Consider the following 20,520-nt stretch of genomic DNA (forward strand, 5'->3'; position numbering starts at 1 on the left):
CCTAAAAAGAAACGCCCCGCTGAGCGGGGCGTTCCGTTGCGCACCCCTTGTCGCAAGGGCGCTTGGCAGGTTGCGGGATCAGCGCTTCTTGCGCGCTTCTTCCTCTTCTTCCTTCTGCGGGGCCGGCTGGCCCTGCGCCTTCATTTCGGCATTGGCCTGGGCACGACGCTTGGCCTTGGCATCGGCCTCGGCCTGCGCCTTGTCGGCCTGGTCACCCTGCTGCGGGGCCGGCTGGCCCGCGTTCTGCGCCACCACCAGCGGCACTGCAACGGCGGCAGCGGCCAGGATTGCAACGGTCAGCAACTTCTTCATGAGGTCCTCCTCGCGGTATGGCTTGGATGTTTCGACCCGATGGGGCCGCCGGCGTTCAGATTCCAGCGGCTGCCATTTTACCCCCTCCCCGGCGCCGAGGCTGAACCGCAGGCGTGCAAAATCGCCGTCCAGACCGCACACTTGCGCGTCGCTCCGCGCTTTAGAAGATAGATGAACGCCCGCTATAACGCCGCCGATATTGAAGTCCTGTCCGGCCTTGACCCGGTCAAGCGCCGTCCCGGCATGTATACCGACACCGCGCGCCCGAACCACCTGGCGCAGGAAGTGATCGACAACTCGGTGGACGAGGCCCTCGCCGGCCATGCCCGCTCGATCGAGATCACCCTGTACAAGGACGGCAGCGTGGAGGTCAGCGATGACGGCCGCGGCATGCCGGTGGACATCCATCCGGAAGAGAAGATCCCGGGCGTCGAACTGATCCTCACCCGCCTGCATGCAGGCGGCAAGTTCAGCAACAACAACTACACCTTCTCCGGCGGCCTGCATGGCGTCGGCGTCAGCGTGGTCAACGCGCTGTCGACCCTGGTGGAGGTGCACATCAAGCGCGAAGGTGCCGAACACCGCATCACCTTCCGCAATGGCGACCGCGCCACGCCGCTGGAGGTGGTCGGCACCGTCGGCAAGAAGAACACCGGTACCCGCGTGCGCTTCTGGCCGGACCCGAAGTACTTCGACACGCCCAAGTTCGCGGTGCGCGCGTTGAAGCACCTGCTGCGCGCCAAGGCCGTGCTGTGCCCGGGCCTGACCGTCAAGCTGACCGACGAAGCCACCGGTGAAGTCGATACCTGGTACTACGAAGACGGCCTGCGCGACTACCTGAAGCTGGAACTGGGCGAGCGCGAATCGCTGCCGGCCGACCTGTTCGTCGGCAACCTCAAGAAGGACACCGAGGTGGTGGACTGGGCCGTGGCCTGGCTGCCGGAAGGTGAGCTGGTCCAGGAAAGCTATGTCAACCTGATTCCGACCGCCCAGCATGGCACCCACGTCAACGGCCTGCGTACCGGCCTGACCGAGGCGCTGCGCGAGTTCTGCGACTTCCGCAACCTGCTGCCACGCGGCGTCAAGCTGGCCCCGGAAGACGTGTGGGACCGGGTGTCGTTCGTGCTGTCGCTGAAGATGACCGACCCGCAGTTCAGCGGCCAGACCAAGGAACGCCTGTCCTCGCGCCAGGCCGCCGGCTTTGTAGAGGGCGCCGCGCACGATGCGTTCAGCCTGTTGCTGAACCAGAACGTGGAGCTGGGCGAGAAGATCGCGCAGATCGCCATCGAGCGCGCCAGTGCGCGCCTGAAGACCGAGAAGCTGGTCGTCCGCAAGAAGGTCACGCAGGGCCCGGCCCTGCCTGGCAAGCTGGCCGACTGCATCAGCCAGGACCTGTCGCGCACCGAGCTGTTCCTGGTGGAAGGTGACTCGGCAGGCGGCAGCGCCAAGCAGGCGCGCGACAAGGATTTCCAGGCGATCCTGCCGCTGCGCGGCAAGATCCTCAACACCTGGGAAGTGTCGTCCAACAGCGTGCTGGCCTCCGAAGAAGTGCACAACCTGGCCGTAGCCATCGGCTGCGACCCCGGAAAGGACGACATCACCGGCCTGCGCTACGGCAAGGTGGTGATCCTGGCCGACGCGGACTCCGACGGCCTGCATATCGCCACCCTGCTGACCGCGCTGTTCCTCAGGCATTTCCCGGCGCTGGTCGATGCCGGCCACGTGTTCGTGGCAATGCCGCCGCTGTTCCGCATCGACGTGGGCAAGCAGGTGTTCTACGCCCTGGATGAGGAAGAGAAGCGTTCGATGCTGGACAAGATCGAGCGCGAGAAGATCAAGGGCGCAGTCAACGTCACCCGCTTCAAGGGCCTGGGCGAGATGAACCCGAACCAGCTGCGCGAGTCGACCATCCATCCGGATACGCGCCGCCTGGTGCAACTGACCGTGGACGATGGCGAGCAGACCCGTTCGCTGATGGACATGCTGCTGGCCAAGAAGCGCGCGTCCGACCGCAAGGGCTGGCTGGAGTCGAAGGGCGATCTGGCCTCGCTGGAGGTCTGATCCGGAGCGGGGTCGGATCCCTTTCCGCAGGAAAGGGCTCTGACCCGGTTGGCGGCAGTGGGGTCAGAGCCGTTTCCTGTCAGGAAACGGATCCGACCCCATGCGCTCCGACCCCATCCGCCCCCATCGGCAAACCCGGCAGCGCCATAATGCGCGTCCACCCGTGTGGACCATCGTATTGGCCAGCCACTCGCTGCTGTTCCCCGGCCTGCCGCTGCACAGTGCACGGCTGGTCCTGAGCCCGATCCGTCGTGACGACGCCGCCGCGCTGTTCACGCTGCAGTCCAACCCGGATGTCATGCGATGGTGGAACCATCCAGCCTGGACGCGACTGGCCGAAGCGCGCGAGCAGATCGACGATGACCTCGCCGCCCATGCCATCGGCACCCAGCTGAAGCTGGCCGTACGCGAGTCGCTGGAAGGTCCGCTGCTGGGCATCTGCGTGGTATTCGCGGTGGACCGCGATGCGGCGCGCGCCGAGATCGGCTACCTGCTGGCACCCGATCGCCAGGGCCAGGGCTATATGCACGAGGCCCTGCAACAGGTACTGGCCTACCTGTTCCGCACCCTGCACCTGCATCGGGTGGAAGCCGAGATCGACCCGCGCAATGCGCCGTCCGCGCACGTGTTGGAACGCCTGGGCTTCCACCGCGAGGGGGTGCTGCGCCAGCGCTGGCGCATCCAGGGGCAGCTGGCCGACTCGGCCGTCTACGGCCTGCTGGCCGACGACGCCGCCGCAGCCACCCTCCCCGCTTGACCCAATCTGGCCAGTAGCGGGCTCAACGCACGGCCATGCCTTTGGACACATACGGCATGGCCCGCCACCGGCCTAGCATCGGAACCCCCTTCCGCTGCCGAACCGGTGCCATGAAGTCCCTGCTGCACACTGCCGCGCTCTGCGTCGGCCTGCTCATCGCCCCTGCCAGCGTGCTGGCCGCGTCCGACGCCGAGGGCAAGCCCGACCCGAAAGACGACAAGACCGAAGCGCCTGCGCTGCCCGCCGACGCCTCGGCCCGCCAGAGCATGCGCCTGGCCGGCCGCACCCTGGACTACACCGCCACCGTCGGCACCCTGCCGGTACGCGATGCCAAGGGCAAGGTGATCGCCGATGTGGTGTTCACCGCCTACACGATGCCGGGCAAGGACCGGCCGGTGACCTTCGCGCTCAATGGCGGCCCCGGTGCGTCGTCGGTGTACCTCAACATGGGCGCGATCGGGCCCAAGGTGGTGACCTTCGGCTCCGAGGGTGACAGCGCATCGGCGCCGGCCACCCTGCACGACAACCCGGGCACCTGGCTGGACTTCACCGATCTGGTGTTCATCGATCCGGTCGGTACCGGCTTCAGCCGCGCGCGGATCGGCGACGATGAAGCCAAGAAAGCGCTCTACAACCCCAGTGCCGACGTCGAATACCTGTCGCGCTCGATCTACGACTGGCTGCTGCGCAACCAGCGCATGGCCTCGCGCAAGTACCTGACCGGCGAGAGCTACGGTGGCTACCGCGGCCCGCGCATCACCCACTTCCTGCAGACCCGGCTGGGCGTGGCAATGAACGGACTGGTGCTGGTCTCGCCCTACCTGAGCCCGACCCTGGAAGACAACGCCGATGTCTCGCCGATGGCGTGGATGCAGACGCTGCCGTCGATCGCCGCGGCGCACCTGGAGCGCCAGGGCAAGCTGACCGATGCGGCGATGCGCGAGGTGGTGGAGTACACCCGTGGCGATTACGCCACCGCGTTGATGAAGGGCCGCAGCGATCCGCAGGCTACGGAAGCCATGCTGCGCCGGGTCACCGCGCTGACCGGACTGGACCCGCAGTTCGTGCGCCGCGCTGGCGGGCGCCTGGAGACCCAGGCCTACCTGCGTGAAGTGTTCCGCGACAAGGGCACGCTGGGCAGCCGCTACGACTCCAACGTGACCGCGTTCGATCCGTTCCCGAATGATCCGGAGCAGCGCGCCAACGATCCACTGCTGGACAGCATCATCGCGCCGACCACCACGGCGATGGTCGACTTCGTGACGCGCGTGGTCGGCTGGAAAGTAGATGCGCGCTACCAGGCGCTGAACTACGACGTGAACCGGCTGTGGGACCGCAATGGCGAACTGCGCCAGGGTGCGGTGACCCAGCTGCGCCAGGCGGTGGCGATCGACCCGCATCTGCAGGTGCTGATCGTGCATGGCTGGAACGACCTGTCGTGCCCGTTCATGGGCTCGATCCTGACCGTGGACCAGATGCCGACGATGGGCAGCAATCCGGACCGGGTGCAGGTGCGCAGTTATCCGGGCGGGCACATGTTCTACAGCCGGGCGGACAGCCAGGCGGCGTTCCGCAAGGATGTACAGGCGTTGTTCCAGCGTAATTGAAGGGGTTTGGCCGGGCCTGCGGCCCGGCACCCGCTGACAGCCACGGCAACGGCAACTGCAAAAGCTGGCTTCCTGAGGGCTGTTGGTGGGTGCCGACCGTTGGTCGGCACGGGGGCGGATCCCGTTGCTTGGCAACGGGCTCTGACCCTGGTTCTGCTCTGGCAGGTGTCGACCTTGGTCGACACGGTGGGTGCGGAAAATTCTTGCCCATGAAAAAGCCCGCCTGATACGGCGGGCTTTTTCGTTTGCAACCTTGGCGTGGCGATCAGGTCCAGCCGAACAGCTCGAACAGCTTCAGGATCAGGTACGCACAGCCACCGGCCGCCGGGATGGTCAGGATCCAGGCCCAGACGATGCGCTCGATCACGCCGAACTTCAGCGAGCGCGGGTTCTTGGCGAAGCCGACGCCCATGATCGCGGTGGAGATGCTGTGCGTGGTCGAGACCGGCATGCCGAAGTGGGCCGCCAGGGTCAGGATGGTTGCCGAGCTGGTCTCCGCGGCGAAGCCGTGGATCGGGTGCAGCTTGACCATCTTGTGGCCCAGGGTCTTGATGATCTTCCAGCCGCCCGAAGCGGTACCGGCCGCCATCACCACCGCGCAGGTCAGCACGATCCACATCGCGATGCCATCACCGGCATGCGCGTCCGGGTGCATGAAGGCCAGCCAGGACGGCAGGTCGTTCAATGCGCCGGTGGCTTCGGCACCGATCAGAGTCATGGCGATGATGCCCATGGTCTTCTGCGCGTCGTTGTGGCCGTGGGCGAAGCCCATGTAGGCCGCCGAGGCGATCTGCGCCTTGCCGAAGAAGGCGTTGACGATGCGCGGACGCGCCAGGCGGCCGATGGCACCACCGATCTTGGCCAGGCCGGCGATCAGCGCCCACAGCAGCACCATCACCACGATGCCGAGCAGGAAACCGGCGATCGGCGAGGTGATCATCGGCACGAACACCTTCCACAGCAGGCCCTTGTTCTGCGCCCAGCTGCCCAGGCGCTCGGACCAGATCAGCGCGTCCCAGTTGTTGTGGGCGGCAGCCAGGCCGGCGCCGCAGAGGCCACCGATCAGGGCGTGCGAGGACGAGGACGGCAGGCCCTTCCACCAGGTGATCAGGTTCCAGATGATGCCGCCCAGCAGGGCGCACAGGATCACCTGCGGGGTGACCTCGACCACGTTGGTGTTGAGCAGGCCCGAGGCGATGGTCAGCGCCACCGCGGTACCGGTCAGTGCACCGATGAGGTTCATGAAGGCGGCCAGCATCACCGCCCAGCCGGGCGAGAGCACCTTGGTCGCCACCACGGTGGCAATGGAGTTGGCAGTGTCGTGGAAGCCGTTGATGAACTCGAAGACGAGCGCGGCCAGGATCACCACCAGGACAAGGGTCAACATGCGGCGGCGTCCGTCAGCTGTTCTTCAACACGATCTGGTACGCCACCACACCAGCCTCGCGGCAGCGGTCGATGGCCTTTTCCAGGATCTCGAAGAATTCCTTCAGCAGGAACATCTGCAGGTTGTCCAGGCGGCCCGAATAGATGTCGCGGTACAGCTCGAGCATCAGGCGGTCGGCCTCGTTCTCCAGCGAGCGCAGCTTCTCGTTGAGCGCGGTCATCCGGTCCAGGTTCATGTGGCGCAGGTCGGCCACCATCTCCACCACCACGCCGGCGGCCTGTTCGAGCATCGCCGCGCGCGGCGCGAAGTCGATGTGCTCCAGGTGCGTCGTGGCCAGCGAATAGCGGTCGGCGAACTTCTCGATCTGCTTGGGAATCTTGTACAGCGCCGAGCCCAGCGCTTCGATGTCTTCGCGCTCGATCGGGGTCATGAAGCTGTCCACCAGCGCCTGGCTGATCTTGTCCGAGGCCGCGCGTTCGCGCAGGCGGGCCAGCTTGAAGGCGTCCAGCGCGGGCTGGCGGTCGGCCTCGCGCAGCATGGAATGCAGCGCCTTGGCGGCGTCGGAAGCCGCGACGGCAGCCTCATCGAGCAGGGTGTAGAACTGTTTGCCGGAACCGAAAATGGTCTGCAGAGAGAACATTGAGAAACCTGTCAGCCGTCGCGGGAAGGACGGCACCAGATGGAATTATGACGGCTAGATGACCATCACGGGTATCCCCGCCCCCTTTCGAGGCCTTGGAACCCCCAACCTGAACAGGCGGTTGCCACCCTGCCATGCCCCTTTGCTAAGATGCCAGCGCGCCTTCGGGCGCACCTTATGGACGACGACCCTTATCCCCCTGCGCCGCGCCGGATCCCGTTCCTGAGCGCCTGCCGCCATCGCCAGCACCCGCCCTCCCTGCCACCAACCGGGGACGACGCCCGTGTTTGAAATGATCCTGATTGTCTTCGCGCTTGTTCTGCTGAACGGCTTCTTCGCCATGTCCGAGATGTCGGTCATGACCTCGCGCAAGAGCCGCCTGAAGCAGATGGCTGCCACCTCCAAGCGCGCGGCCAAGGCGCTGGAGCTGTCCGAGAAGCCGGAGAGCTTCCTGTCCACCGTGCAGATCGGCATCACCGTGATCGGCGTGCTGACCGGCTACCTCGGCGGTGAGGCGCTGGGCGAGGCCTTCGCCGGCTGGATCCAGGGGCTGATGCCGGGGTTTGCGTACGCGGGCAACATCGGTACCGCGCTGGCCGTCAGCCTGATCACTTTCATCACGCTGATCTTCGGCGAACTGGTGCCCAAGCGCCTGGCGCTGACCCGCTCGGAGGCCATTGCCGGCCTGGTCGCGATGCCGATGAGCTGGCTGGCCAAGCTGGCCCTGCCCTTCGTCTGGCTCCTGTCCAAGACCACCCAGCTGGTGCTGCGCCTGTTCGGCCTGGGCAAGGATGAAGTCGCCTCGGTGACTGAAGAAGAGATCCGCATGCTGGTGGCCGAGAGCCACGAAGCCGGTGTGATCGACGCCCACGAGCGTGACATGATGAACCGCGTCATGCGCCTGGGCGACCGCACCGCCGACAGCCTGATGACCCCGCGCAACCGCATTGCCTGGCTGGACACCCAGGCCGGGCTGGAGCGCAACCTGGAAATCATGGCCGAGCACGAGTTCTCGCGGTACCCGGTGTACCGCGACAACGACATGGACGTGGTCGGCGTACTTGAATTGAAATCGCTGGCCACGCGCATGGCACGCGGCGACAACGCGCTGTTCCAGACCTTGCGCGAACCGCTCTACGTGTCCGAATCGACCCACGCGATGAAGCTGCTGGAGATCTTCCGCGAGGAACAGCAGTCGATGGCGCTGGTGGTGGACGAGTACGGCGAGATCCAGGGCCTGGTGACCATCAGCGACCTGATGGGCGCCGTGGTCGGCCGCCTGCAGGCGGTGGAGAATGCCGATGAAGATGCGCTGGTGGTGACCCGCGAGGACGGTTCGCTGCTGGTGGATGGCTCGCTGCCGATCGAAGACCTGCGCGAACTGATCGGCAGCAACGAGCTGCCCGATGCCGAGGACGGCGATTACTACACCCTGGCCGGCATGTGCATCCACTACTTCGGCCGCATCCCGCACGCAGGCGAGTACTTCGACTGGGCCGGCTGGCGCTTCGAAGTGGTCGACCTGGACGGTGCGCGGGTGGACAAGCTGCTGCTGCGCACGCTGTCCGACGAGCAGGCCGATGAGCTCACCGCCTGAGGCCGGCCAGGGTCCAGGCGCCGAGCGCCCGGCCTACCGCAACGAGGGCATCCGCACCCTGCTGGAGATGTTCGCTTCCGGCGACCCCGCCGAGCACATGCCGCTCGGCCAGATCCTGAGCAACCTGCAGCAGAGCGCGTTCGGCGTGTTCCTGTTCGTGGCGATCCTGCCCTCGTTCATCCCGATCCCGGGCATGGGTGGCGCGGTCAGCGGCCCGCTGGTGATCCTGATCGGCCTGCAGATGCTGTTCTGCCTGCGCCGGCCGTGGCTGCCCGGCTTCATTGCCCGCCGCGGACCCAAGCGCGGCACCATGCACCGTTTCCTGGACCGCATCGACCGCCCACTGCGGCGCCTGGACAGGATGCTGAGGCCACGCCTGCCGCAGCTGTTGACACCCCTCCCCGCCCACGCCTTCAGCGGCCTGCTGCTGGTGCTGCTGGGCCTGCTGCTGTCGTTGCCGATCCCCTTCACCAATTTCCTGTTCGGCTTCCAGCTGCTGCTGTTCTCGCTGGCGCTGCTGGAACGCGATGGCGCGCTGATGCTGTTCAACTGGATCGCCGCGTTGGCGGCGATCGCGTTCTTCGGCTTCAGTTCGGGACAGCTGGTGGGCTACACGGTGGACCTGTTCCAGCGCTGGTTCTGAGCCGGAATCCGGTAGAGCCGGCCGCTGGCCGGCTGCCACGTTTCCAGGTCTGCCGGCCAGCGTCCGGCACTACCAATACCGGATATCGATCCTCACCGAAGATCGATGAAGCCATTGTCGGCCAACTGCGCCGGCTCGTCCTGCACCGCCGACAGCACGAAATTCAACGCCTTGCCCAGCAGCGTGCCCGGACCATCCCAATACTCGGCCGAGTCGGCCCGCACGTGGATCAGGCGCAGGTTCGGGTCGTCCTTGCCGCCCGGGAAAAACAGTTTCATCGCCGGCGACCACAGTTCCTCGATCTTCGCACGGTCATCAACGATGCGCGCGCGCCCTGCCACCGATACGTAGGTGTTCTTCGACGGCGAGGCATAGGCCACGTTGACGTGCGGATCAAGCGCGATCTCGGCAACCTTCGGGCTGTCGGCGGTGATGACGAACCACAGGTCACCGTCGAAGGTGACCTGCTGGGTGGCCAGCGGCCGGCTGTAGAGTCGTCCGTCGACGCCGGTGGTGGTGAACATCGCCACCTCCACGTCCTTGATCAGTTCTGCCAGCTGGGCGATGTGTTCGGCGCGGGTATCCGCCATGGGAGGCTCCAATGGGAAGAGCCCCCATCAGACCCGTCGCGGCTGCAACGGGCCGTGACGCCATTGTTCAGCCCGCGTGGCGGGCATGCCAGGCCTGCATCGCCAGTTCGAACGAACGCAGGCGCGCACGGTGGTCATGCAGGTTGGCGGTGAGCATCAGCTCGTCCGGCGAGTGACGCTCAACGAACGCGGCGATGCCATCGGCCACCTGCTGCGGATCACCGAGCACGGTGCAGGCCAGGGCCCGCTCCACGCCGAGCTTTTCGTGCGGCTCCCAGAAGGCTTCGATGTCCTCGATCGGCGCCGGAATCTTGCCCGGCCGGCCGCGGCGCAGGTTGACGAAACTCTGCTGCTGGCTGGTGAACAGGCGGCGCGATTCGGCCTCGCTGTCACTGGCGACGACATTCAGGGCCAGCATCGCGTGCGGCTGCTTCAACGTGGCCGAGGGGCGGAACTCTCGGCGGTACACCGCCAGCGCCTCGTCCATGGCATCGGGCGCAAAGTGCGAGGCAAACGCATAGGGCAGGCCCATCGCGGCGGCCATGCGCGCGCCGAACAGGCTGGACCCCAGGATCCAGGTCGGCACCCGCAGGCCACCGCCCGGAACCGCCTGCACCGCCTGCCCGGGCTGTACCGGCTTGAAGTAGTGCAGCAGCTCGCGCACGTCCTGCGGGAACTGGTCGGCGCTGTCGAAGTAGCGGCGCAGTGCACGCGCGGTGGGCTGATCGGTGCCCGGCGCACGGCCGAGGCCGAGATCGATGCGGTCCGGATACAGCGAAGCCAGCGTGCCGAACTGCTCGGCCACCTGCAGCGGCGCATGGTTGGGCAGCATGATGCCGCCGGCACCGACGCGGATACGCCGGGTGCCGCCCGCGACGTGGCCGATCAGCACGGCCGTGGCCGCGCTGGCGATGCCGGGCATGTTGTGGTGTTCGGCCAGCCAGTAACGGCGGTAGCCCAGCGCATCGGCGTGCTGGGCCAGTTCCAGCATGTTGGCGAAGGCGGCGGTGGTGTCACTGCCCTCGCAGACCGGGGCCAGGTCAAGGATCGACAACGGGATCATCAGCGGTTTTCCGTCTCAGGATCTCCCCTGCATGGGGTCGGCCAGGCGCAGCGGCCAGTGACGGTGGCGGGATGCTGATTCCCGCGGAGCCGGTTCAGGGCCTGCCGGACCGTGTAGAGCCGAGCCCATGCTCGGCTGCTGTTGATCAACAAAAGGCAGCCGAGCATGGGCTCGGCTCTACAGAAGCGTGTCAGAACGCGCTGGGGCGCGGCTCCGGCAGCGGCTGGTCGACCATCGGCTTCAGTTCGGCATCCAGCGCCACGCGCTCGTCGAACACGAAACAGCGGCCTTCATAACCTTCGCCGCCGACCTCCTCGAAGTAGCCGAGGATGCCGCCATCGAGCTGCAGCACGTTGTCCATGCCATCGTTGGCCATCCACAGTGCGGCCTTCTCGCAGCGGATGCCGCCGGTGCAGAAACTGACCACGGTGCTGTCCTTCAGCGCCTCGCGATGCGGCGCCAGCGCCTCGGGCAGGTCGGTGAACTTGTGGATGGGCAGCACCAGCGCATCCTTGAACGTGCCGTACTCCACTTCCTGCAGGTTGCGGGTATCGAGCATCACCACCGGCTTGCCGGCGTCATCGTGGCCCTGCCGCAGCCAGCGCTGCACGGTGGCCGGATCGACCGCCGGTGCACGCGGATAGTCCAGCGGCTGGCCGTCATCGCGGCGGAAGCTGATGATCTCGTCCTTCACCTTGGCCTTCAGCCGCGCGAACGGCTGGTGCTCGCTCAGGCTGGTCTTGACCCGCATCCCGGCAAAACGCGCATCGGCATGCAGCGCGGCGTAGAAATCCTCGACCGCCTCCGGCTCACCGGCCAGGAACAGGTTCAGTCCCTCGCCCGCCACCAGGATCGTGCCCCGCAACCCGGCCGCCTGGGCACGCGACAGCAGCTGGTCGCACAGGGCCTGGGGGGCGTCGATGACGGCGAAATGGTAGGCAGCGGTGTTGGCGATCATCCTGCCATTTTAGCGCCTCCCGCCCGCACAGACAGATTCAGGGGTCAGAGCCCTCTGCGCAGCAGAGGGATCCGACCCCAAGCCCGGCAGACACCCGAAATCTGTCAGAGGCGGGGCGGTGTGGGCAGGCGGGACCGTTGGCGCCATGGATGGCGCCATCGAGCCCCCAAGGATGGGTTTACGGCGTGTCCCGCCTGCCGACACCGCCCTGCCCGCCACGGATTGCCTGCCGTTGCTGTTGCTGTTGCTGTTGCTGTTGCCGGCCAGCGGCCGGCACTACCGCGGGTGCCGGGTGCAACCCGGCCGCGCCCCCCTACCCCCGCAACAGCATGAACGGCAACAGCACCAGCGCCGCCGCAGCGGCCATGCCCAGCAGCACCAGCACCACGAACACCGGCCGCCGCCGGAACAGGCTGCCAAAGGTCTCCGCCGTGCCATCCCGCAACGCCTGCTCACGCTCGGCCCGCACGCGCACACCGCGCGCCGCCTGGTACCCGGCCATCAGCGCCTTCGCGCGCGGATGATCGGCGTCCTCGCGCAGCCACAGGCCACCGTTGGAAATGCCCCAGGGGCTGGGTTCGGTGCGGTACCAGGCGATGCCGTGCTGGTCGAGCAGCGTGCAGACATCGGCATATTCGTCGTCGCCGACATTGCGCAGATTGAGCAGGAGTTTTGCCATGCCGCCATGATACCCGCGCCGATGCGCTACCCTTGCCGCCCTCGCCCTGCGCCCTCCTGGAGACGCCCGATGCGCCGCCTGCTGCTTCCCCTGCTGCTGTCCCTCGCCGCCGCTGGCTGCTCGAGCGAGCCCTCCGGTCCGCCGCCGGGCGGCACCCTGACCACCTTCGAGCGCATCGATACCGTCGCTGGCACCGGCACCGAAGCCGTTCCCGGCAGCAAGGTCACCGTGCACTACACCGGCTGGATCTACGACAACCGCACCGAAACCAAGCACGGCAAGACCTTCGACAGCTCCTTCAAGCACGGCCAGCCGTTCACCTTCGCGCTCGGCGCCGGCCAGGTCATCCGCGGCTGGGATGAGGGCGTGGCCGGCATGAAGGTCGGCGGCAAGCGCACGCTGATGATCCCGCCGGATTACGGCTACGGCGACCGCCGGGTCGGGCCGATTCCGGCCGGTTCGTCGCTGGTGTTCGATGTCGAGCTGCTCGATGTCAAGCCGTAATACCGCATTGCCCCATCGGGTCGCCGTCATCGGCGGTGGCCCGGCCGGCCTGTTCGCCGCCGAGCGCCTGCGCGCCGCGGGGCTGGACGTGGACCTGTACGAGGCCAAGGGCTCACCCGGCCGCAAGTTCCTGATCGCCGGCAAGGGCGGTCTCAACCTCACCCATTCCGATCCGCGGCCGCTGTTCGACAGCCGCTACCGCGAGCAATCCACGGCCGTGGGTCGCTGGCTGGATGGCTTTGATGCGCAGGCATTGCGCGACTGGGCTGCCGGCTTTGGCGTGGAGACCTATGTCGGCAGCTCCGGCCGCGTGTTTCCGGTCGACCGCAAGGCTGCGCCGCTGCTGCGCGGCTGGGTGCGCCGACTGAAGGAACAGGGCGTGCGCCTGCATGCCAACCACCGCTGGATCGGCTGGGGCAACGACGGCGCGCTGCGCTTCGCCACCGAAGCCGGCGAGATCGATGTCCACGCCGATGCCAGCGTGTTGGCGATGGGTGGCGGCAGCTGGCCGCAGCTGGGCAGTGATGGCGCCTGGGTCGCCCCCTTGCAGGCACGAGGCGTGGACATTGCGCCGCTGCAATCGGCCAACTGCGGCTTCGACATCGACTGGACGCCGTTCTTCGCCCAGCGCAATGCAGGCGCACCGTTGAAGCCGGTGGTCGCGCACTGGCTCGACCTGGCCGGACAACCGCAGTCGCTGCAGGGCGAATGCGTAGCCAGCGAGTACGGCATCGAAGGCAGCCTGATCTACGCGCTGGCCGCAGACCTGCGCGAGACCATCAACCGTGATGGCCATGCCATGCTGTGGCTGGACCTGGTGCCGGGACGCGATGAAGCACGCCTGCTGGCCGATCTTTCGCGGCCGCGCAAGGGTCGCAGTTTTGGTGAGCATCTGCGCCGCCAGGCCGGCCTGGATGCGGTGAAGGCCACCCTGGTGTTCGAGATCCTTGGCAAGGATGCGGGCCACGACCTGCCTGCCGTGGCTACCACGCTCAAGCGCCTGCCGTTGCGCCTTCTGCGTCCACGGCCGATGGCCGAGGTGATCAGCACTGCCGGCGGCGTGCGCCTGGCTGCGCTGGATGATGGCCTGATGCTGCGGGCAGCACCCGGCGTATTCTGTGCCGGCGAGATGCTGGACTGGGAGGCCCCCACGGGGGGCTACCTGCTGACGGCGTGCTATGCCAGTGGCCTGCGCGCCGCCGAGGGCGTGATCGGGTGGCTGGCTGGGCGGTGACGCCCGCATTGTGGAGTCGAGCCATGCTCGACGGCCTTTGATTCAGGCGATGAAGCAGTCGAGCATGGCTCGACTCTGCAATCCCCGGCGCTCACCATGGTCTGCGCATGCTCACCGAAGCCAGCGCCACGCCGCTGGGATGCGGGTAGGCTTCCTCCCGCACGGCAATGAATCCCTGCCGTTGGTAGAACGGCACCGCATTGAGCGAGGCTGACAGCACCACCTCGCGCTCACGATCGGCCATCGCCAGCAGACGCTGCATCAGCGCCTGGCCGATGCCCGTGCCGCCACGATCCGGATCGACGAACAGCGCATCGACTTCATTGGCGTCGGTATCAAACACGCCGAACCCGAGCAGGACACCCTGCCCGTCCTCGGCCACCACGCAGCCTCCCTGCCCCAGCAGCCGTGCGTACTGCGACGGCGGCGGCGAAGCAGACCACGGATCGATCACCTCCGCCGGGTAGTGGCTGCTGCACGTCTCGCGAACGCAACGCGTGCGCAGTGCCCACAGCATGGCGACATCGTCGATGGTGCCGGTCCTGAACCGCATGACATCTCCCTGTAGAGCCGAGCCCATGCTCGGCTCGGCTGTTCTTCGTTCCAACATCGCGATGAGAGAAGCAGCCGAGCATGGGCTCGGCTCTACAGCAACACATTATCGCGACTTGCTGGCGCGCAGCGCCTGGATCTTCGGCGGCGGCTGGAACGAATCGCTGCGTGCATCGGCCCAGAATGCATGGAACACCGCATGATCCGGCACCTTGTGCAGCAGCTCGCCCGGTTCCAGGTAGCGGTACAGCGACGCCAGCGAGCGGATCTCGACAGGCGAAACACGACGCAGGATGTGCTCCGGCCCCAGTTCGGCCGGATCGTTCAGGCCGGCCGCACACAACAGCTCCTTCAGGGCGTGCAGCGTGTGCTCGTGGTAGCTGTACACGCGGGTGGCCTTGTCCGGTGCATCCAGGTGCTTCCAGCGCGCCGGGTCCTGGGTGGCGATGCCGGTCGGGCACTTGTCGGTATGGCAGCTCAACGACTGGATGCAGCCCAGCGCGAACATGAAGCCACGGCCGGCATTGCACCAGTCGGCACCCAGCGCGATGGTGCGCGCGATGTCGAAGGCGCTGGTGATCTTGCCCGCCGCGCCGATGCGGATCCGCTCGCGAAGGTCCAGGCCGACCAGCGTGTTGTGCACCAGCAGCAGTGCTTCGTGCATCGGCACGCCGACATGGTCGACGAACTCCGCCGGTGCTGCGCCAGTACCGCCTTCGGCACCGTCGACCACGATGAAGTCCGGCAGCAGGCCGGTTTCCTGCATCGCCTTGGCAATGCCGAACCACTCCCACGGGTGGCCGATGGCCAGCTTGAAACCGACCGGCTTGCCACCGGACAGTTCGCGCAGACGGGCGACGAACTGCAGCAGTTCGACCGGCGTCGAGAATGCCGAGTGACGCGACGGCGATACGCAGTCCACGCCCATCGGCACGCCACGGGTGACCGAGATCTCGGCGGTCACCTTTGGCGCCGGCAGCACGCCGCCATGACCGGGCTTGGCGCCCTGCGACAGCTTGATCTCGATCATCCTGACCTGATCATGGGTGGCGTTGGCGACGAAGCGCTCTTCACTGAAACCGCCCTTTTCGTCACGGCAACCGAAGTAGCCCGAGCCGATCTCCCACACCAGATCGCCGCCCATCTCGCGGTGGTATGGCGAAATCGAACCTTCACCGGTGTCGTGGTAGAAGCCACCACGTCGCGCGCCTTCGTTCAGTGCGCGGATCGCGTTGGCCGACAGCGAGCCAAAGCTCATCGCCGAAATATTGAACACGCTCGCCGAATACGGCTTTGTGCAATTGGCGCCGATCAGCACGCGGAAATCGTGCTTGGCGATGGCGGTCGGCGCCAGCGAGTGGTTGATCCACTCGTAATCCACCGCGTAGGTGCTGCGCAGGGTGCCGAACGGCACCGTGTCCATCTCGTTCTTGGCCCGCTGGTAGATCAGTGCACGCTGCTGGCGCGAGAACGGCACGTCCTCCAGGTCGCTCTGCACGAAGTACTGGCGGATTTCCGGACCGATCGATTCCAGGCCGTAGCGGAAGTGCGCCATCACCGGATAGTTGCGGCGCAGCGTGCTGCGCTTCTGCAGCAGGTCCCAGGTCCCCAGAGCCACCATCGCGGCGGTCAGGCCGACGCCCCAGTACCAGGCCGGCCAGATCGTGGCCAACCACAGGCAGATGGGGAACATCAGGATGGCGAGCAGGTAGACGATATACCGGTGCATGGCGTTCCTTGGTTGCAACTGCCTGCGAGTCTACCGTGCTGCCCGCCGCCCGCGTTTACAGGCGATCGTCAACCACGTTGCGTGGCCAGGCCGATTTGACGTCGTAGACCAGGCCGCCCGGCGCCAGCAGCGACCGGATACCCGCCTCGTCCATCGCCTTGAAGCGGGCATGGGCAACCGCCAGCACCACCGCGTCATAGGCCCCTGCCACGGGTTCGGCCAGCCACTGCACGCCCTCATCGGCCAATGCCGCCGGGCCGACCCAGGGATCACTGACCTCGACCTGAGCGCCGGCATCACGCAGGCGCTGCGCCAGCTCCAGCGCGCGGCTGTTGCGCAGGTCCGGGCAATCCTCCTTGAAGGTCACACCGAGCACCAGGATGCGCGACTGCACTGGTTCGCGGCCGCGTTCGGCCAGCATCGCCAGCACCCGCGACGCCACATGCTCACCGACGCGGTTGTTGACCTGCCGCGCGGTGTGGATCAGGTCCGGGTGGTAGCCCACGCTCTCGGACTTGTGCAGCAGGTAATACGGGTCCACGCCGATGCAATGGCCGCCGACCAGGCCCGGCCGGAATGGCAGGAAGTTCCACTTGCTGCCGGCGGCATCGAGCACATCCTGGGTATCGATGCCCAGCCTGTCGAAGATCAGCGCCAACTCATTGACCAGCGCGATGTTCACATCGCGCTGGATGTTCTCGACCACCTTGGCCGCCTCGGCCACGCGCATCGATGGCGCGGGGAACGTGCCGGCGGCAATGATGCGCTGGTACAGGCCATCGATCACCGCAGCCACTTCCGCTGTCGACCCCGAGGTGATCTTGCGGATGTCGGCCAGGCGCCGCTGGCGGTCACCGGGACTGACCCGCTCCGGGCTGTAGCCGCAGTAGAAGTCTTCGTTGAAGCGCAGGCCCGAGCCTTCTTCCAGCAGCGGCACGCAGACTTCTTCAGTGGTGCCGGGGTACACCGTGGATTCGTAGATCACCAGGTCACCCGCGCGCAGATGGCTGGCGATCAGCCGCGTCGCCGAACGCAACGGCTCCAGATCGGGCTGCTCATAGGCATCGATCGGCGTCGGCACGGTGACGATGTAGACGTTGCATGCATCAAGCAAGGCCGGATCGCTGCCGTACTGCAGCTGCCGAGCACTGGCCAGCTCGTCGGCCTCCACCTCCAGCGTATGGTCCTGGCCATCGCGCAGCTCGGCGATGCGATCGGCATCGATGTCGAAGCCCAGCGTCGGCCAGTGCCGACCGAAGGCCACCGCCAACGGCAGGCCGACGTAGCCCAGGCCGATCACCGCAAAACGCGGGGTCTCCGCTGCCGCAAGGGACGCGCTCACTGGCATGTCCCGCGCAACGGCATGCATGCCGCCATGGATTCGGCCGACCTGCTCATTCGCTGCACCACTCCGTGTAATTCCACGCCAGAAAGGCGACAGCGTAACGGCCCGGGCGCCTGCCCGCCAAGATGGGATCAGGAGCCCAGTGCGACCGCGGCCGGTTCCAGTTCGCCATCGGCGCCGGTCCAGGCCTGCCGCAGGCGCTCGAAGCCACCGCTGCCAAGCAGGAAGCCCGGCCACGCCGATTCAACGATCTGTGCCAGCAGCTCCGCATCAATGCGCCGGGTTCCCATCGACCAGCGCGGAAACGCCCGCTGCGCCACCGGCGCGCGGCACAGCACCTTCAGCTGGCCGTGGCTGCGCGCATTGACGATGCGCTGGTACACCGAATCGATACCGTCCTCCGGGCCTTCCAGGTACTGCAGGAAACGGCTGCCATCGAACATCAGCACACCGGTGACACCGGCTACACGGTTGAATGCCGTGGCATCGGCCAGCAGGCGGTCAAGATCGGTTGTCTGCAGATCGGCGCGGGCCTCACTGGCATAGGCAATCGCGTGCAGCGACATCGTGCGGCTCCCCCCCTGGGAACGATGGTTGGGACTATGACATGAATGGGAGCGACAGTTAAACACGCTGCCGCTCCACGGCAATCCGGCTGCGATTCTGCAGCTGGGCTACAATCGGCGCCGCGCTGCAGGCCCGGATGGCGAAACTGGTAGACGCATCGGACTTAAAATCCGCCGGGGGCAACCCCATGCCGGTTCGATTCCGGCTCCGGGCACCAACCGCGCTGCGCGAGTACACCTTAGATTGCACGCGAGTAACGCGGCTGTTCATGCGCCGCGCGCAGGTAGGGGTCGAAACACATCGCCAGCAGCCGCAGCAGCGGCCGACCCGGCTCGCTGGCGCGCACTACACCGTCGCGGTATTCGGCCAGGCCGTCTTCCTGCAACCGCTGCACCGAACGCAGGTCCTCGGCGAAGTACTGCTCGAAATCGACGCCATGGCGCTGGCCCAGCACGGCACCGTCCACCTCGCCCTGGCACATCAGCTGCTGGATGAGTTCAGCGCGCAGCTGGTCGTCGGCGCTCAGTGCCACGCCGCGCCAGACCGGCAGCTGGCCCTGGTCCACCGCGTCCTCCCACGACGGCAGGTCGCGCGGATTCTGGCTGTAGGTGGCACCGATATGACTGATCGCACTCACGCCCAGGCCGAGCAGGTCGGTATCGGCGTGGGTGGTATAGCCCATGAAGTTGCGATGCAGCTGGCCGGCACGCTGCGCGCGCGACAGGTCCTCTTCCGGCAGTGCGAAATGGTCCATGCCGATGTACTGGTAACCCGCAGCAGAGAGCTTCTCCACCGCCAGGCCCAGCAGCGCCAGCTTGTCTTCCGGTGAAGGCAACCGGCGCTCGTCGATCTGCTTCTGCGCGCGGAACAGGTGTGGCAGGTGTGCGTAGCCATACACCGCCAGGCGATCCGGTCGCAATGCCAGCACTCGTTCCAGGGTGCGGCCGAATCCCTGCAGGCTCTGTCCAGGCAGCCCATAGATCAGGTCGACGTTGACAGAGCGCATGCCGCTGTCGCGGCAGGCATGCAGGATGTCCAGCGTCTGCTGCACGCCCTGTATGCGGTTGATCGATTCCTGCACATGCGGATCGAAATCCTGCACGCCCAGGCTGGCCCGGTTGAAGCCCAGCCGCGCCAGCATGGCGACATCGCGGGTATCGATGAAGCGCGGATCGAGTTCGATCGAGAAATCGCGCTGCGGCGAATCGCTGAAATCGAAGCGCCGGCGCAGCCCCTCCACCAGCGTGGTCATCGCCTCGGCCTCGAGGAAGTTCGGCGTACCACCGCCCAGATGCAGCTGGATGACCTCACGGCCGTCCTCGAACTGCGGCGCCAGCAGGTCGGCCTCGGCCAGCACGCGCGCGACGTAGCTGTGGCCCCGACCGCGGTCGCGGGTGATCACCCGGTTGCAGCCGCAGTAGAAGCAGGGGCTGGAGCAGAACGGCACATGCACGTACAGCGACAGCGCGCGCGCCAGCTGGTTGCTGTCGGCGATCGCCTGGCGCAGCGCCGGCGCGTCGAAGCCATCGTGGAAGTGCGGCGCGGTCGGATACGAGGTGTAGCGCGGCCCCGGCCGGTCATGCCGGCGCAGCAGGTCGGGGTCGAAGGTCCAGGCCAGGCCACCGGCGGCGGGAGAGAACGTGTCCATGCCGCCAGCATCGCGCCGGACGGCCATGACCGCCTTGACCCAGATCAATCGCGGGTGGGGATTCCCAGCACCGGCAGACCCACCTGCGGCCAGCGCAGCATCTGGTAGCGCTTCCAGAAGGTGTCACCGATGCGCGCGGCGACGTCGTTGGCCAGCTCCTGCATCGGCGGGTTGCCGCACTCGGCGGTGGTGATCCGGAACAGCACCAGCCAGCGATCGAACAAGTCCTTGTCCAGCTCGATGGCCATGTGCTTGGACATCGGCGAGCCCTTGAAGCGGCGCGTGCCGCGCAGCATCGCCGACCAGAAATCGACCAGCTGCGCCAGATGTTCCGGCCAGTCGTGGACATGCGCCTGGAACACCGGCCCCAACCGCTCTTCCTCGCGCACGCGCGCATAGAAGTCGTGGACCAGGCGGGTCACTTCCTGCTCGGTGCACAGCCCGGGCGAGGCGACGGGCAGGACAGGTGGCGGTATTGCGTTCATCGGGGTACCCAAAGCGTGCCGGCAGTGTGCCGCAGCCGGCCGGCACCGCCGTTGATCCAGATCAATGTCGGCGCAGTCCGCTGCACCTAGGCTGCCACGATTGCAGGAAGCATGCCCTGCGGATGCTGCGCCGGCCTCGGCGGAGTATACGCGCCGCCCTCA

At 66.7% G+C, this 20,520-nt stretch carries 20 protein-coding genes and 1 tRNA gene; 8 read left to right on the top strand and 13 right to left on the bottom strand.

What is annotated here, in order from left to right:
* Positions 1-78: 78 nt before the first annotated feature.
* Positions 79-312 carry a hypothetical protein gene (locus AC5P6H_RS09135; RefSeq protein ID WP_014646695.1) on the bottom strand — a complete coding sequence of 78 codons (234 nt, stop codon included), beginning with the start codon at positions 310-312 and terminating at the stop codon, positions 79-81.
* 171 nt (positions 313-483) lie between these two features.
* On the opposite strand from AC5P6H_RS09135, the gene parE reads away from it, so the two are divergent.
* The 3 genes from parE to AC5P6H_RS09150 all read left to right on the top strand — a co-directional run bounded on the left by parE (position 484) and on the right by AC5P6H_RS09150 (position 4,737).
* Positions 484-2,373, top strand: coding sequence for a DNA topoisomerase IV subunit B (parE, locus tag AC5P6H_RS09140; protein WP_032959196.1), 1,890 nt, complete (start codon positions 484-486; stop codon positions 2,371-2,373).
* Between the two features lie 178 nt (positions 2,374-2,551).
* On the top strand, positions 2,552-3,130 hold the full coding sequence (locus AC5P6H_RS09145) for a GNAT family N-acetyltransferase (protein ID WP_111205705.1): 579 nt from the start codon (positions 2,552-2,554) through the stop codon (positions 3,128-3,130).
* 110 nt (positions 3,131-3,240) lie between these two features.
* Positions 3,241-4,737, top strand: a complete 1,497-nt coding sequence (locus AC5P6H_RS09150) for a S10 family peptidase (protein WP_046429900.1) — start codon at positions 3,241-3,243, stop codon at positions 4,735-4,737.
* A gap of 265 nt (positions 4,738-5,002) precedes the next feature.
* On the opposite strand, the gene AC5P6H_RS09155 is transcribed toward AC5P6H_RS09150, so the two are convergent.
* Together AC5P6H_RS09155 and AC5P6H_RS09160 are read right to left on the bottom strand one after the other, a co-directional pair.
* Positions 5,003-6,124: an inorganic phosphate transporter gene (locus tag AC5P6H_RS09155; protein ID WP_014646691.1), complete on the bottom strand. Its 1,122-nt coding sequence runs from the start codon at positions 6,122-6,124 to the stop codon at positions 5,003-5,005.
* A 13-nt stretch (positions 6,125-6,137) separates the two neighbouring features.
* Positions 6,138-6,764 carry a DUF47 domain-containing protein gene (locus tag AC5P6H_RS09160; protein WP_004152833.1) on the bottom strand — a complete coding sequence of 209 codons (627 nt, stop codon included), beginning with the start codon at positions 6,762-6,764 and terminating at the stop codon, positions 6,138-6,140.
* Positions 6,765-7,056: 292 nt separating this feature from the next.
* Between AC5P6H_RS09160 and AC5P6H_RS09165 the strand changes: the two genes are divergently transcribed.
* On the top strand, positions 7,057-8,361 hold the full coding sequence (locus AC5P6H_RS09165) for a hemolysin family protein (protein ID WP_032959200.1): 1,305 nt from the start codon (positions 7,057-7,059) through the stop codon (positions 8,359-8,361).
* On the top strand, positions 8,345-9,004 hold the full coding sequence (locus tag AC5P6H_RS09170) for an exopolysaccharide biosynthesis protein (RefSeq protein WP_014646689.1): 660 nt from the start codon (positions 8,345-8,347) through the stop codon (positions 9,002-9,004). Before AC5P6H_RS09165 ends, AC5P6H_RS09170 begins: the two co-directional genes overlap by 17 nt.
* Before the next feature lie 92 nt (positions 9,005-9,096).
* On the opposite strand, the gene AC5P6H_RS09175 is transcribed toward AC5P6H_RS09170, so the two are convergent.
* The 4 genes from AC5P6H_RS09175 to AC5P6H_RS09190 form a co-directional block, all read right to left on the bottom strand.
* Positions 9,097-9,594, bottom strand: a complete 498-nt coding sequence (locus AC5P6H_RS09175; protein WP_014646688.1) for a pyridoxamine 5'-phosphate oxidase family protein — start codon at positions 9,592-9,594, stop codon at positions 9,097-9,099.
* Positions 9,595-9,661: 67 nt separating this feature from the next.
* Positions 9,662-10,657: an LLM class flavin-dependent oxidoreductase gene (locus AC5P6H_RS09180; protein ID WP_495202542.1), complete on the bottom strand. Its 996-nt coding sequence runs from the start codon at positions 10,655-10,657 to the stop codon at positions 9,662-9,664.
* 190 nt (positions 10,658-10,847) lie between these two features.
* Complete coding sequence (locus AC5P6H_RS09185; protein WP_164077625.1) at positions 10,848-11,615, bottom strand: sulfurtransferase; 768 nt, start codon at positions 11,613-11,615, stop codon at positions 10,848-10,850.
* Positions 11,616-11,928: 313 nt separating this feature from the next.
* Entirely contained in the window at positions 11,929-12,294 is a 366-nt protein-coding gene (locus AC5P6H_RS09190) for a DUF6164 family protein (RefSeq protein ID WP_032959288.1), read from the bottom strand.
* Positions 12,295-12,363: 69 nt separating this feature from the next.
* Between AC5P6H_RS09190 and AC5P6H_RS09195 the strand changes: the two genes are divergently transcribed.
* A complete protein-coding gene (locus tag AC5P6H_RS09195) occupies positions 12,364-12,798 on the top strand; it encodes an FKBP-type peptidyl-prolyl cis-trans isomerase (RefSeq protein ID WP_014646684.1) in 435 nt (144 codons plus the stop codon).
* The gene (locus AC5P6H_RS09200) at positions 12,785-14,032 is read left to right on the top strand and encodes a TIGR03862 family flavoprotein (RefSeq protein ID WP_495202543.1); all 1,248 of its coding nucleotides are present in this window, start codon (positions 12,785-12,787) and stop codon (positions 14,030-14,032) included. The genes AC5P6H_RS09195 and AC5P6H_RS09200 overlap by 14 nt, the downstream gene beginning before the upstream one ends.
* A 91-nt stretch (positions 14,033-14,123) precedes the next feature.
* Here the strand turns inward: AC5P6H_RS09200 and AC5P6H_RS09205 are convergent, their stop codons facing one another.
* The 4 genes from AC5P6H_RS09205 to AC5P6H_RS09220 form a co-directional block, all read right to left on the bottom strand.
* Positions 14,124-14,585: a GNAT family N-acetyltransferase gene (locus AC5P6H_RS09205; RefSeq protein ID WP_032959291.1), complete on the bottom strand. Its 462-nt coding sequence runs from the start codon at positions 14,583-14,585 to the stop codon at positions 14,124-14,126.
* 105 nt (positions 14,586-14,690) lie between these two features.
* Positions 14,691-16,313 (bottom strand): FMN-binding glutamate synthase family protein, encoded by a 1,623-nt coding sequence (locus AC5P6H_RS09210; RefSeq protein ID WP_134808709.1) that lies wholly within the window; start codon positions 16,311-16,313, stop codon positions 14,691-14,693.
* 55 nt (positions 16,314-16,368) lie between these two features.
* The gene (locus tag AC5P6H_RS09215; protein WP_014646680.1) at positions 16,369-17,655 is read right to left on the bottom strand and encodes a nucleotide sugar dehydrogenase; all 1,287 of its coding nucleotides are present in this window, start codon (positions 17,653-17,655) and stop codon (positions 16,369-16,371) included.
* Positions 17,656-17,789: 134 nt separating this feature from the next.
* Complete coding sequence (locus tag AC5P6H_RS09220) at positions 17,790-18,224, bottom strand: BLUF domain-containing protein (RefSeq protein WP_014646679.1); 435 nt, start codon at positions 18,222-18,224, stop codon at positions 17,790-17,792.
* A gap of 131 nt (positions 18,225-18,355) precedes the next feature.
* Between AC5P6H_RS09220 and AC5P6H_RS09225 the strand changes: the two genes are divergently transcribed.
* A tRNA-Leu gene (locus AC5P6H_RS09225) sits at positions 18,356-18,442 on the top strand.
* A gap of 21 nt (positions 18,443-18,463) precedes the next feature.
* Here AC5P6H_RS09225 and hemN read toward each other — a convergent pair.
* Both hemN and AC5P6H_RS09235 read right to left on the bottom strand, forming a co-directional pair.
* Complete coding sequence (gene hemN, locus AC5P6H_RS09230; RefSeq protein ID WP_041864131.1) at positions 18,464-19,873, bottom strand: oxygen-independent coproporphyrinogen III oxidase; 1,410 nt, start codon at positions 19,871-19,873, stop codon at positions 18,464-18,466.
* Between the two features lie 44 nt (positions 19,874-19,917).
* The gene (locus AC5P6H_RS09235; protein WP_041863293.1) at positions 19,918-20,358 is read right to left on the bottom strand and encodes a group III truncated hemoglobin; all 441 of its coding nucleotides are present in this window, start codon (positions 20,356-20,358) and stop codon (positions 19,918-19,920) included.
* Positions 20,359-20,520: the final 162 nt, after the last annotated feature.

The organism is Stenotrophomonas sp. YJH_SMC_110 (genome assembly GCF_059369255.1).

Bases quoted from the DNA above. Each gene is read 5' to 3' on its own strand.
- AC5P6H_RS09135 (WP_014646695.1), bottom strand. From the start codon at position 312: ATGAAGAAGTTGCTGACCGTTGCAATCCTGGCCGCTGCCGCCGTTGCA.
- parE (WP_032959196.1), top strand. From the start codon at position 484: ATGAACGCCCGCTATAACGCCGCCGATATTGAAGTCCTGTCCGGCCTT.
- AC5P6H_RS09150 (WP_046429900.1), top strand. From the start codon at position 3,241: ATGAAGTCCCTGCTGCACACTGCCGCGCTCTGCGTCGGCCTGCTCATC.
- AC5P6H_RS09155 (WP_014646691.1), bottom strand. From the start codon at position 6,124: ATGTTGACCCTTGTCCTGGTGGTGATCCTGGCCGCGCTCGTCTTCGAG.
- AC5P6H_RS09160 (WP_004152833.1), bottom strand. From the start codon at position 6,764: ATGTTCTCTCTGCAGACCATTTTCGGTTCCGGCAAACAGTTCTACACC.
- AC5P6H_RS09165 (WP_032959200.1), top strand. From the start codon at position 7,057: ATGATCCTGATTGTCTTCGCGCTTGTTCTGCTGAACGGCTTCTTCGCC.
- AC5P6H_RS09170 (WP_014646689.1), top strand. From the start codon at position 8,345: ATGAGCTCACCGCCTGAGGCCGGCCAGGGTCCAGGCGCCGAGCGCCCG.
- AC5P6H_RS09175 (WP_014646688.1), bottom strand. From the start codon at position 9,594: ATGGCGGATACCCGCGCCGAACACATCGCCCAGCTGGCAGAACTGATC.
- AC5P6H_RS09180 (WP_495202542.1), bottom strand. From the start codon at position 10,657: ATGATCCCGTTGTCGATCCTTGACCTGGCCCCGGTCTGCGAGGGCAGT.
- AC5P6H_RS09185 (WP_164077625.1), bottom strand. From the start codon at position 11,615: ATGATCGCCAACACCGCTGCCTACCATTTCGCCGTCATCGACGCCCCC.
- AC5P6H_RS09190 (WP_032959288.1), bottom strand. From the start codon at position 12,294: ATGGCAAAACTCCTGCTCAATCTGCGCAATGTCGGCGACGACGAATAT.
- AC5P6H_RS09195 (WP_014646684.1), top strand. From the start codon at position 12,364: ATGCGCCGCCTGCTGCTTCCCCTGCTGCTGTCCCTCGCCGCCGCTGGC.
- AC5P6H_RS09200 (WP_495202543.1), top strand. From the start codon at position 12,785: ATGTCAAGCCGTAATACCGCATTGCCCCATCGGGTCGCCGTCATCGGC.
- AC5P6H_RS09205 (WP_032959291.1), bottom strand. From the start codon at position 14,585: ATGCGGTTCAGGACCGGCACCATCGACGATGTCGCCATGCTGTGGGCA.
- AC5P6H_RS09210 (WP_134808709.1), bottom strand. From the start codon at position 16,313: ATGCACCGGTATATCGTCTACCTGCTCGCCATCCTGATGTTCCCCATC.
- AC5P6H_RS09220 (WP_014646679.1), bottom strand. From the start codon at position 18,224: ATGTCGCTGCACGCGATTGCCTATGCCAGTGAGGCCCGCGCCGATCTG.
- hemN (WP_041864131.1), bottom strand. From the start codon at position 19,873: ATGGACACGTTCTCTCCCGCCGCCGGTGGCCTGGCCTGGACCTTCGAC.
- AC5P6H_RS09235 (WP_041863293.1), bottom strand. From the start codon at position 20,358: ATGAACGCAATACCGCCACCTGTCCTGCCCGTCGCCTCGCCCGGGCTG.